The sequence below is a fragment of the Lelliottia sp. EB106-05-01-XG201 genome, from assembly GCF_058791735.1.
Genome location: NZ_JBYTDV010000001.1, coordinates 4087664 through 4099934, shown reverse-complemented (window position 1 = coordinate 4099934; position 12271 = coordinate 4087664). Strand labels below are relative to the sequence as shown.

General features: G+C 52.8%; 9 protein-coding genes. 7 read left to right on the top strand and 2 right to left on the bottom strand.

The annotated features are described in order from the left end of the window. The first annotated feature begins 153 nt into the window (after positions 1 to 153). From tdcA to AC3WS9_RS19080, 6 genes are all read left to right on the top strand, one after another. Positions 154 to 1095, top strand: a complete 942-nt coding sequence (gene tdcA / locus AC3WS9_RS19105; protein ID WP_282491770.1) for a transcriptional regulator TdcA — start codon at positions 154 to 156, stop codon at positions 1093 to 1095. 100 nt (positions 1096 to 1195) lie between these two features. Continuing rightward, positions 1196 to 2185 (top strand): bifunctional threonine ammonia-lyase/L-serine ammonia-lyase TdcB, encoded by a 990-nt coding sequence (tdcB, locus tag AC3WS9_RS19100; protein ID WP_282491769.1) that lies wholly within the window; start codon positions 1196 to 1198, stop codon positions 2183 to 2185. A gap of 13 nt (positions 2186 to 2198) precedes the next feature. Beyond that, positions 2199 to 3530, top strand: a complete 1332-nt coding sequence (gene tdcC, locus AC3WS9_RS19095; RefSeq protein WP_282491768.1) for a threonine/serine transporter TdcC — start codon at positions 2199 to 2201, stop codon at positions 3528 to 3530. 30 nt (positions 3531 to 3560) lie between these two features. After that, a complete protein-coding gene (gene tdcD, locus AC3WS9_RS19090) occupies positions 3561 to 4769 on the top strand; it encodes a propionate kinase (RefSeq protein WP_492489889.1) in 1209 nt (402 codons plus the stop codon). Between the two features lie 15 nt (positions 4770 to 4784). Beyond that, positions 4785 to 7079, top strand: a complete 2295-nt coding sequence (pflB, locus tag AC3WS9_RS19085; RefSeq protein WP_492489887.1) for a formate C-acetyltransferase — start codon at positions 4785 to 4787, stop codon at positions 7077 to 7079. A 152-nt stretch (positions 7080 to 7231) separates the two neighbouring features. Then, a complete protein-coding gene (locus tag AC3WS9_RS19080) occupies positions 7232 to 7642 on the top strand; it encodes a Spy/CpxP family protein refolding chaperone (RefSeq protein ID WP_492489885.1) in 411 nt (136 codons plus the stop codon). A gap of 106 nt (positions 7643 to 7748) precedes the next feature. Here AC3WS9_RS19080 and AC3WS9_RS19075 read toward each other — a convergent pair whose 3' ends face one another. Both AC3WS9_RS19075 and tssD read right to left on the bottom strand, forming a co-directional pair. After that, positions 7749 to 8408, bottom strand: coding sequence for a DUF2931 family protein (locus tag AC3WS9_RS19075; protein ID WP_492489883.1), 660 nt, complete (start codon positions 8406 to 8408; stop codon positions 7749 to 7751). Beyond that, on the bottom strand, positions 8405 to 10393 hold the full coding sequence (tssD, locus tag AC3WS9_RS19070; RefSeq protein ID WP_492489882.1) for a type VI secretion system tube protein TssD: 1989 nt from the start codon (positions 10391 to 10393) through the stop codon (positions 8405 to 8407). Before tssD ends, AC3WS9_RS19075 begins: the two co-directional genes overlap by 4 nt. Before the next feature lie 529 nt (positions 10394 to 10922). Here tssD and AC3WS9_RS19065 point away from each other — a divergent pair. After that, the gene (locus tag AC3WS9_RS19065) at positions 10923 to 12254 is read left to right on the top strand and encodes an SLC5/6 family protein (protein ID WP_282491761.1); all 1332 of its coding nucleotides are present in this window, start codon (positions 10923 to 10925) and stop codon (positions 12252 to 12254) included. The last annotated feature ends 17 nt before the right edge of the window (positions 12255 to 12271 follow it).

Below are 12271 nucleotides of genomic sequence, written 5' to 3'. Positions count from 1 at the left end.
GCGTTAATGGTAAGTGTATGATTTATAGCTGTTAATGAGGGGTTTGAAGAGTCTCTATGTAATATGAAAAAGTAATCTGTGAGTAACAGCACATACCCTCGTCATCAATAATGAGTAGAATTCTGCCACGGCATAAGGAAATAAGAGCAGAATATGACGAACACTATTATTCTACCGAAAACGCAACATCTGGTTGTATTTCAGGAAGTCATTAAAAGTGGATCTATCGGTTCTGCCGCCCGACAACTTGGCCTGACTCAGCCGGCCGTCAGCAAAATCATCAACGATATCGAATCCTACTTTGGCGTTGAGCTGATTGTGCGCAAAAACACCGGCGTGAAGCTGACCAGCGCGGGGCAAACCCTCCTCGCGTACTCCGAATCCATCACCCGCGAAATGAAGAACATGGTCAGTGAGATGAACAGCCTGAGCTTCAGTACCGTCATCGACGTTTCGTTCGGCTACCCGTCGCTGATTGGCTTTACGTTCCTCTCAAGCATGATCAAAAAGTTCAAGGAAGTGTTCCCGAAAGCGCGCGTCTCCATGTTTGAAGCGCAGCTCTCTTCGTTCCTCCCGGCCATCCGCGACGGTCGGCTGGATTTCGCCATCGGCACCCTGAGCGATGAGATGCTGCTGCAGGACCTGCACGTCGAGCCGCTGTTTGAGTCCGAGTTTGTGCTGGTGGCGAGTAAAACACGAACGTGCACCACAACGACGACACTGGCATCGCTCACGCATGAGCAGTGGGTGATGCCGCAAACCGATATGGGCTACTACAAAGAATTACTAACCACCCTTCAGAATAACCACATCAGCATCGAAAACATCGTCCAGACCGATTCCGTCGTCACCATCTATAACCTGGTTCTCAACGCCGATTATCTCACCGTGATCCCGAGAGACATGATTACGCCATTCGGTTCAGACCAGTTTGTGGTGCTGCCGGTGGAAGATGAATTACCCGTGGCACGCTATGCCGCCGTCTGGTCAAAAAATTATCGTATTAAAAAATCCGCTTCGGTATTAGTGGAGTTGGCGAAGCAATATTCCGCGCAAAACAGCGAAAGGCGAAAACAGCTGACATTAACTGAATAATATTTTTAGCAGCATCCATTTTAAAACACCCGGTGAGGAATATTCCTCGCTGACACCCAGATTTTGTTTACAGAAAATGAATTATTATAAAGAGGATTATATGCACATTACTTACGATCTTCCGGTAACGATTGAAGAAATACAAGATGCTCGCAAACGTCTGGCGGGTAAAATTTATAAAACCGGTATGCCGCGTTCGAATTATCTGAGCGAGCGCTGCAAAGGTGAAATTTTCCTGAAGTTTGAAAATATGCAGCGCACCGGCTCGTTTAAAATTCGCGGTGCCTTCAACAAATTAAGCTCGTTAACCGAAGCCGAACGCCGCAAAGGCGTGGTGGCGTGCTCGGCGGGTAACCACGCTCAGGGCGTGTCGCTCTCCTGCGCGATGCTCGGCATCGACGGCAAAGTGGTGATGCCGATGGGCGCGCCGAAATCGAAAGTGGCCGCCACCCGTGATTACTCCGCGGAAGTGATACTCCACGGCGAGAACTTTAACGACACCATCGCCAAAGTCAGCGAAATCGTCGAACTGGAAGGCCGCATCTTTATTCCACCGTATGACGACGTAAAAGTCATTGCCGGGCAGGGCACCATTGGTCTGGAAATTCTCGAAGACTTATATGATGTCGATAACGTTATTGTCCCTATCGGCGGCGGCGGATTAATTGCCGGTATTGCTACGGCGATTAAATCCATTAACCCAACCATTAATATTATCGGCGTGCAGTCCGAAAACGTTCACGGTATGGCGGCATCGTACTACGCCGGGGAAATTATGAATCACCGCACAACCGGGACATTAGCCGACGGTTGCGATGTTTCTCGTCCAGGTAATTTAACCTTCGAAATTGTCCGTGAATTAGTCGACGACATCGTGCTGGTGAGCGAAGACGATATTCGCAACAGCATGGTCGCGCTGATCCAGCGCAATAAAGTGGTGACAGAAGGGGCTGGCGCGCTGGCAACGGCTGCATTATTAAGCGGAAAACTGGATCATTATATTCAGGGGCGCAAAACGGTTAGTATTATTTCCGGCGGCAATATCGACCTTTCCCGCGTTTCCCAAATTACCGGCCTCGTTGATGCATAAATAAGGATAAATTATGAGCAACTCTGAAACTATCATTGCCAGTCAGACAAAAACGTCTTCCTGGCGAAAATCAGATACCACCTGGACACTGGGGCTGTTCGGTACGGCTATCGGCGCGGGCGTGCTGTTCTTCCCCATCCGCGCGGGTTTTGGCGGGCTGATCCCGATTCTGCTGATGCTGCTGCTGGCGTATCCGATCGCCTTCTACTGCCACCGTGCGCTGGCGCGTCTGTGCCTCTCCGGCAGCAATCCGTCGGGGAATATCACCGAGACGGTGGAAGAGCATTTTGGTAAGACCGGCGGTGTGGTCATCACCTTCCTCTACTTCTTTGCGATTTGCCCGCTGCTGTGGATTTACGGCGTCACCATTACTAACACCTTCATGACCTTCTGGGAAAACCAGCTCCAGCTGCCTGCGTTGAACCGCGGCTTTGTGGCCCTGTTCCTGCTCCTGCTGATGGCGTTCGTTATCTGGTTTGGTAAAGACCTGATGGTGAAAGTGATGAGCTTCCTGGTGTTCCCGTTCATCGCCAGCCTGGTGTTGATCTCCCTGTCGCTGATCCCTTACTGGAACTCGGCGGTGATCGACCAGGTCAACCTGAGTGACATCTCCTTCACCGGACACGACGGCATTCTGGTCACCGTCTGGCTGGGGATTTCCATCATGGTCTTCTCCTTCAACTTCTCGCCAATCGTCTCCTCGTTCGTGGTGTCGAAACGTGAAGAGTACGAAGGCGAGTTCGGCAAAGAGTTCACCGAGCAGAAATGTTCCAAAATCATCGGCCGCGCGAGCATGCTGATGGTGGCGGTGGTGATGTTCTTCGCCTTTAGCTGCCTGTTCACGCTCTCTCCGCAGAACATGGCGGAAGCCAAAGCGCAGAACATTCCGGTGCTCTCTTACCTGGCGAACCACTTCGCGTCGCTCTCGGGCACCAAATCGACCTTCGCTACCGTACTGGAATACGGCGCGTCGATCATCGCTCTGGTCGCCATCTTCAAATCCTTCTTCGGCCACTACCTGGGCACGCTGGAAGGGCTGAATGGCCTGGTGCTGAAGTTTGGCTACAAAGGCGATAAGAAGAAAGTGTCTGTCGGCAAACTCAACACCATCAGCATGATCTTCATCATGGGCTCCACCTGGGTCGTGGCCTACGCCAACCCGAACATTCTGGACCTGATTGAAGCGATGGGCGCACCGATTATCGCCTCTCTGCTGTGCCTGCTGCCGATGTACGCCATCCGCAAAACGCCAGCGCTGGCGAAATTCAAAGGCAGAACCGAGAACATCTTCGTCACCGCGATTGGGCTGCTGACCATTCTGAATATCGTTTACAAACTTTTCTGATTCAAAGCTCAGGATGAGCGGAGTAAAGACATGAATGAATTTCCGGTTGTATTGGTCATTAACTGTGGATCGTCTTCTGTGAAGTTTTCGGTGCTGGATGCGGCGAGCTGCGAAGCACTGATGACCGGCATCGCCGACGGCGTGAACACCGACAATGCCTTTATATCCGTGAACGGGAGCGAGCCAGTCGCACTGGCTCGCAAGGACTACGAAGGGGCGCTGGCTGCCATCGCCCTGGAGCTGGAGAAGCGCGACTTGATGAGCAGCGTGGCCTTAATTGGCCACCGCATCGCTCACGGTGGCAGCCTGTTCAGTGAGTCCACCCTGATCACCGATGAGGTTATCGACCAGATCCGTCAGGTGTCGCCTCTGGCCCCGCTGCACAATTACGCCAATCTCAGCGGCGTGGAAGCCGCGCAGCAACTGTTCCCTGGCGTGCAGCAGGTCGCGGTGTTTGATACCAGTTTCCACCAGACGCTCGCGCCACAGGCCTATCTCTACGGTCTGCCGTATCGCTTCTTCGAAGAGCTCGGCGTGCGCCGCTACGGCTTCCACGGCACCTCTCACCGCTATGTTTCTCAGCAGGCCTATGGGTTGCTGAATATTTCCGAAGCGGATAGCGGGCTGGTGATTGCGCACCTCGGCAACGGGGCATCGATTTGCGCGGTTCGCAACGGGCGCAGCGTGGACACCTCCATGGGCATGACGCCGCTGGAAGGACTGATGATGGGCACGCGCTGCGGCGATGTCGATTTTGGCGCCATGGCGTGGATTGCTCAGCAGACCGGTCAGACGTTCGAGGATCTCGAGCGCGTCGTCAACAAAGAGTCAGGCCTGCTCGGGCTTTCCGGCCTCTCGTCTGATTTGCGCACCCTGGAAAAAGCCTGGCACGACGGACACGAGCGCGCCCGCCTGGCCATTGAGACCTTCGTCCACCGCATCGCCCGCCATATCGCCGGTCATGCCGCGTCCCTGCATCGTCTGGACGGGGTGATCTTTACGGGCGGCATCGGTGAAAACTCCCGGCTGATTCGCCAGCTGGTGACGGATCGCCTGCGGGTGCTCGGCATCCAGCTTGATGAAGAGAAAAACGCCCAGCCCGGCAGCGCCGGTGAGCGCGTCATCTCCGCAGACACGTCCCGCGTGCCCTGCGCCGTGATCCCAACCAACGAAGAAAAAATGATCGCACTGGATGCCCTCCGTCTTGGAAAGGTCCATCTGGCTGCGGAAATCGCCTGACACAGAGAGAAACTCATGAAGGTAAATATCGATATTCGTGTCGCTCCCTACAGCGACGCGTGGGCCGGCTTTTGCGGTAACGACTGGCAAGAGAGCATTAACGTGCGGGATTTTATCCAGCATAACTACACGCCGTACGAGGGTGACGAGCACTTTTTAGCGCCCGCGACGCCTGCCACCACGGCGCTGTGGCAGAAGGTGATGGAGGGCATTCGTCAGGAGAACGCCACCCATGCCCCGGTCGATTTCGACACTAACGTCGCCACCACTATCACTGCCCACGGGCCGGGCTACATTGAGAAAGAGCTGGAAACCATTGTCGGCCTGCAAACGGACAGTCCGCTGAAGCGCGCCCTGCATCCGTATGGCGGGATCAACATGATCCGCAGCTCCTTTGAAGCCTATGGCCGCGAGATGGATCCGCAGTTCGAATACCTCTTCACCCATCTGCGCAAGACCCACAACCAGGGCGTATTCGACGTCTACTCGCCGGAGATGATGCGCTGCCGTAAATCCGGCGTGCTCACCGGTTTGCCGGACGGCTACGGACGTGGACGCATCATCGGCGACTACCGCCGCGTGGCGCTGTACGGCATCAGCTATCTGGTGCGCGAACGTGAGCTACAGTTTACCGATCTGCAGCCGAGAATGGAGCGCGGAGAAGATCTCGAGGCGACCATTCGCCTGCGCGAAGAGCTGTCCGAGCACCGCCGCGCGCTGCTGCAAATCCAGGAGATGGCGGCCAAATACGGGTGTGATATTTCGCGCCCGGCGATGAATGCCCAGGAGGCGGTGCAGTGGCTGTACTTTGCCTATCTGGCGGCGGTGAAATCGCAGAACGGCGGGGCGATGTCCCTGGGCCGCACGGCGACCTTCCTTGATATTTACATCGAACGCGACATGAAGGCCGGGCGTCTGAACGAGCAGCAGGCGCAGGAGCTGATCGACCACTTCATCATGAAGATCCGCATGGTGCGCTTCCTGCGAACCCCGGAGTTCGACACCCTGTTCTCGGGCGATCCGATCTGGGCTACGGAAGTGATCGGCGGGATGGGGCTGGATGGCCGCACGCTGGTCAGCAAATCCTCGTTCCGCTATCTGCACACGCTCAACACCATGGGGCCAGCGCCAGAGCCGAACCTGACGATCCTGTGGTCGGAACAACTGCCGATTGCCTTCAAAAAATATGCCGCGCAGATGTCGATCGCGACCTCCTCGCTGCAGTACGAGAATGACGATCTGATGCGCGCGGATTTCGACAGCGATGATTACGCCATCGCCTGCTGCGTCAGCCCGATGGTGATCGGCAAGCAGATGCAGTTCTTCGGGGCGCGCGCCAACCTCGCCAAAACGCTGCTGTACGCGATCAACGGCGGGGTGGATGAGAAGCTGAAAATCCAGGTCGGCCCGAAAACCGCGCCGCTGCTGGATGACGTGCTGGATTACGACACCGTGATGGCGAGCCTCGACCACTTTATGGACTGGCTGGCGGTGCAGTACATCAGCGCCCTGAACCTGATCCACTACATGCACGACAAATACAGCTACGAAGCTTCGCTGATGGCGCTGCACGATCGCGACGTCCATCGCACCATGGCCTGCGGCATCGCGGGCCTGTCGGTGGCGGCGGATTCTCTGGCGGCGATCAAGTACGCCACCGTGAAACCGGTGCGTGACCACACGGGTCTGGCCGTCGATTTCGTGATTGAAGGGGAGTATCCGCAGTACGGTAACAACGACGACCGCGTGGACAGCATCGCCTGCGATTTGGTTGAGCGCTTTATGAAGAAAATCCAGGCGCTGCCAACCTATCGCAACGCCGTGCCGACCCAGTCGATTCTGACCATTACCTCGAACGTGGTCTACGGTCAGAAAACGGGGAATACCCCGGACGGCCGCCGCGGTGGTACACCGTTTGCGCCGGGTGCGAACCCGATGCACGGCCGCGATCGCAAAGGCGCGGTGGCGTCGTTAACCTCGGTGGCGAAATTGCCGTTTACCTACGCCAAAGACGGGATTTCGTACACCTTCTCGATTGTGCCGCAGGCGCTGGGCAAGGACGAAGGGGTACGCAAAACCAACCTCGTTGGCCTGCTGGACGGGTATTTCCACCACGAGGCGGCCATCGAGGGTGGGCAGCACCTGAACGTCAACGTCATGAACCGGGAAATGCTGATGGATGCCATTGAACATCCAGAAAATTATCCGAACCTGACGATCCGCGTCTCAGGCTATGCGGTCCGTTTTAACGCCCTGACGCGCGAGCAGCAGCAGGACGTCATTTCACGAACCTTTACCCAGGCGATTTAAGCCAACACCTGTGAACCGGCCCCCTTCATTGAAGGGGGCTTTTTTTTGCCCGCTGAACATACAAATTTGTTTATATAATTGATCACACATCTTCATCCGGTCTTGAAAAACAATGCCCCTGCTTTTCCCTACCACCATTTAAGGACAGTAAGATGATGAAAATGACCCGAATTGCCCTGCTCGCCGCCACCCTCGCGGGTTTCAGTTTTGCGGCTCAGGCAGCAAACGTTGAGGCTGCACCGTCCCCTTCGCAAGATCCGCTGGTTCAACATCTTAAGCTCAGCAACGATCAGGTGAAGAAAATTGAAGATCTACACCAGAAACTGGAAGACAACGTCAGCAAGATCCCGATGACCGGCGTGAAAGATGGCGCGCTGATCGATATGTTCCAGTCCGGAAAATGGAACGAAAGTGTGGTGAAAAATCAGCTTGCGGCCTTCAGTAAGGTGGAAGAGCAGGCGCGCTATTACCGTGTGAAATACTACTTCGACGTCAGCCAGGTGCTCACGCCGGAGCAGCGTAAGCAGATCAAAACCGATATGGCGAATGCGCTGAGCGAGTGATCCTGGGCGCCCGCGTGCGTCGCGGGCGTTTTAATGTGGTGTTTGTGGGGAATGCTTATGCTATGTTGGCGATCATTCTTTGTATCCGCAGAAAGAGTGAATTAATTTACCAATCACCGTAGGGGTAGGTTTTGCCTTTGATAAATTCTTCTGTCTCTTTGGTATATTCGTAACCCTGTGAATGTTGAGTTATCCCTTTACAACCATCCAGTTTCTCGCCAGATAATGTGATTATTTTTTCCGGTTCTACCGGACTACTACCGTTGCCGCTGGCAGTGTTCTGTAGCCAAACCTTTACTTTACCTTCAGGAGCTAAGCCAAACAGTAAAGTGTTAAACCAGGCCATCTCACCATAATCGTCTAACCCTGTTGAAACACTCATCTTTTGCCTGACGGATTCGGGAAAAGTCACATGCGTTTCGTAGGTTTTTTTATCAATGATAGAGTCCCAACAAAACAGCATTGTCACAGGAGGGTGCCGGATTTTATTGAACTGTGCATGTCGTCTGACTTTATTATTCCATGTGCTGACTGTCGCCCAATTGTCCTGAATACCATCCAGACTCCTGAATGAGTAAAGGATTTTTTTGTCATCGATGATACCAACATAAGTAACATCAGCGGGCAAAGCCTTCGGAGTGAAAAACGCAAATTCAATCAGTCCATAAGGCATCTTACCCGTTTCTTCTGGTGTTATGGACTTGCCGGATTGGCACCCGAATAAAGCAAGTACCAAAGCAAACAGGAACTGTTTTCCATAACTCATTTTTGAATTCCGTCCATGTTGTAGATTGTCCTTTGCCAGTTTTCATCTGGCCTGTTTACAAAACTAAGGGTCTCGGACATTGAGGCTCCACCGTAGGGCTTTTTTGTTCTATCAAGAATAATGCTGTTCCAGTTTGCCGAGCAGTGGATAAGGTTCTTAGCAATACAATCAGTTTCTTGCTGATTAAATTCTGACGGAATTTTCCCTGAACGACATGCTTGCCCCATTAATATCGATTTTTCACATAGTTTTAAAAGATCTGGGCTGAGATTTAGGGCATCATTTTTTTGAATTTCCTTAAACACTACTCCCGCATCCTGCGCCGCGTCGATCATCACCCGTAGTACCACTTTCGACCAGTCGTTCTTCACGATCCGCTTTTTCATTATCAGAGCCGCAAACGCGCGCTTTTGCATCCCGTTTCTTGGATGGGCTGGCATCCTTGTATCCTCCCAGGCATCAGCCGCAACGTCATGGGTGCGAATGAGCGGTGCCACGACCGCAGCAGATTCCAGTATCGGTAGCTGCTCCATAGCATGCCGGTAAGCTCGCGTATCCGTCAGCGGTGTATCCAGCGGCACGGTTTCCACTTCCGGACGCGTGAGGTAGATATTTTCCCGCATCACGGGCAGATAACCACCGCCGATATCAGAGTGCGCTCCGGGCAGAGCCAGCTCCGGCCAGGCGGGCTGCACGCTGTTCAAAGCGAAGTTAAAACGGCACTCGTGCTGCGCCGTGATGTGAAATACTTTCTCTGCCACGCCGGGGCGCAGCACGATATTAACGTCGCCGGTGTTCGCCGTGTGCGGATTAAGGCCGTTTTGCGGTGTGCCGATGGCGGCGACGGTATCAAAAATACCGATAAAGCGGGTTTTCCCTGCCGGAGCACCCGCGTATTCGACGTTATTCATTCCCTGGCGAATGGCATTGATAATAGCTCGATCTTCCGACTGAACGCGGTTGGCGAAATGGCGTGCCGCCGCTGCACCGCGACTAAAACCGAAGATATCGAATCTAAACTCAGTCACTTTCAGGGAAGGAACTGATACAAACTCCCTAATATCATCAAAGAACTTTTTAATCGCTCCCGCAATCTGCTTCACCGCCAGATCCGTCTTAGCAATCACCCCCGTATCCGCCACGCCTAAACTAAGCCCAATCATGCTGTCCGGCTTACCCGCCTCAGTACCGATCCCCTCAACGTAAATGGCCGCCTGCGCCATTCCTGATTCCACGGGCAAATCCGTTTTGTACAAGGTATTTAACCAGTGAATATTGGTGTACCCGCCGGTATAGCTGGTCGCCCCCGTGCCGGAGACGCCCATCTGCTCCTGCGCTGTACGCGCCAGAATGCTCTCGGCGTCCGGGTCGGAGAGGTCAAAGTGCGCGGCGGTACAGGCGGCAAGCATGTTTTGCGTGTTGACGGCGTTATTACCAGTCCCGTCAAAAAATACTCCGAGCGTCAGGGTAATATCCCGTTTTTCAGGCTGTTTTTCCTCATCGGGAGGAAACAGTTTATTATACTTTTCCGGCAACACCAGATCGCTGAATTCGGTATTCGCAATGAGATGTTTACTGCGAATATAATCATAACTTACGCTGATACTTTCAGTATCCAACATATCCTTCGTCACTGAACTCGATATAGCCTGAATCGACGCGCCGCGCAGTTCAATATGAAAATACTTTTCCTGACGGCCAAAGCGATTGGTACGGTAATAATCAAAGCTCAGCCGCAGCTTTTCATTGTCATTAATCGCCGCCATCAGAAGCGGTGAGCTTTTGTCGACCGGCTTGGTGAAGCGCAGTCCCTGGTGATGCGCACCACCTGTGGTGCTGACGCTGCTGGATGAGAGCTGATAAACAAGGATTTCGTTTTCGTGTCGATACTGAAAGCGGTTGCCGATCGATTTTTCTGTTCCACAGCCAGAGGATATTTGCCCCTGACGCTCTCCCGTCAGCGTTAAATAGATAACGTTGCTCATTCAATGACGTCCTTTTCATTGATTAATGAAATATATTGATGTGATTAATAAAGCAGGTCAGGAGTGTAGCCTTTTTACTCCCGTCAATATTGTTGTTAATGTCATGGAATCTGAAAATAAATCTCATGACGAGTGGTTTTTCCGGACCGACATATCAAGGAATGAGAGGAGAGATGAGCCGGGAAATACCACCTTGTAAAGTCCCCTCAACCTGGGTTGCTCAAGAGATCCCACAAAGAGAAATTGCGTTCACACTGGCAAATCAATCAACAACACGCATTTGTCGCGGACGTTTTGTTTCTTTGAACTGCGTCACTGTTAGAAAAGTATTTCTACAATCACCATATTCAGAGCATGATTGTCCTCTCCACAACCAAAAGCCATACAAATATTGTGACTTTTTTCTCTTACGCCCTCGGTATCATCTCTCCATTCAAATAATAAGCACCTGTACTCTTCTGGCTCATTATCGCTGGTGAGCGGAACCCATAAAAATAACTGTTTACCCTACAAAATAAGCGAGTGCCTTATGGATACGGCGACAAACAACAGCGTTATTGTGATTGATTCCCCGGCGGCAAGACGGGCGGGAATGAGTGAAAGCGAGTGGCAGGAAGCGATTAAATTCGACAGTAATGACACCGGTTGGGTGATCATGAGTATCGGCATGGCGATTGGTGCGGGGATTGTTTTTCTCCCGGTGCAGGTCGGATTAATGGGGCTTTGGGTTTTTCTGCTCTCTTCGATTATTGGTTATCCGGCGATGTATCTCTTTCAGCGTTTATTTATTAACACGCTGGCAGAATCCCCCGAGTGCAAAGATTACCCGAGTGTGATTAGCGGTTATCTCGGCAAGAACTGGGGGATCTTACTCGGTGCGCTCTATTTCGTGATGCTGGTCATCTGGATGTTTGTCTATTCCACGGCAATCACCAACGACAGCGCCTCGTATTTACATACCTTTGGCGTCACCGATAGTCTGTTATCTGAAAACCCTTTTTACGGGTTATTCCTGATCTGCATTCTGGTGGCGATCTCTTCACGCGGTGAAAAGCTGCTGTTTAAAGTGTCGAGCCTGATGGTGCTGACCAAGCTGCTGGTGGTCGCGGCGCTCGGGCTGTCGATGATTGGCATGTGGCAACTGATTAACGTCGGCATGCTGCCGCCATTAGGCTTACTCATCAAGAATGCCATTATCACGCTGCCGTTTACCTTAACCTCGATTCTCTTTATTCAGACCCTCAGTCCGATGGTGATCTCTTATCGCTCGCGGGCCAAATCCATTGAAGTGGCGCGGCATAAAGCGCTGCGGGCGATGAATATTGCCTTTGGTATTCTGTTTGTGACGGTCTTTTTCTATGCGGTCTCGTTCACCCTGGCGATGGGCCACGACGAGGCGGTAAAAGCCTACGAGCAAAATATTTCTGCTCTGGCCATTGCCGCGCAGTTTATTAGCGGCGACGGCGCGGGCTGGGTCAAAATCGTCAGCGTTATCTTAAATATTTTTGCCGTCATGACCGCGTTCTTTGGCGTTTATCTGGGCTTTCGTGAAGCCACGCAGGGCATTGTGATGAATGTGCTGCGCCGCAAATTACCCGAAGAGAAGATCAATGAACGTCTGGTGCAGCGCGGTATTATGCTGTTCGCCATTCTGCTGGCCTGGAGTGCGATTGTTCTCAATGCACCGGTGCTGAGTTTTACCTCTATTTGTAGCCCGATCTTTGGCATGGTCGGCTGCTTAATTCCGGCGTGGCTGGTCTATAAAGTCCCCGCGCTGCACAAATATAAAGGCGTATCGCTGGTGATTATTATTATTACCGGGCTGCTGCTTTGTGTTTCTCCTTTCCTCGCGTTCTCCTGAGGGCAATTAAGGTCGTA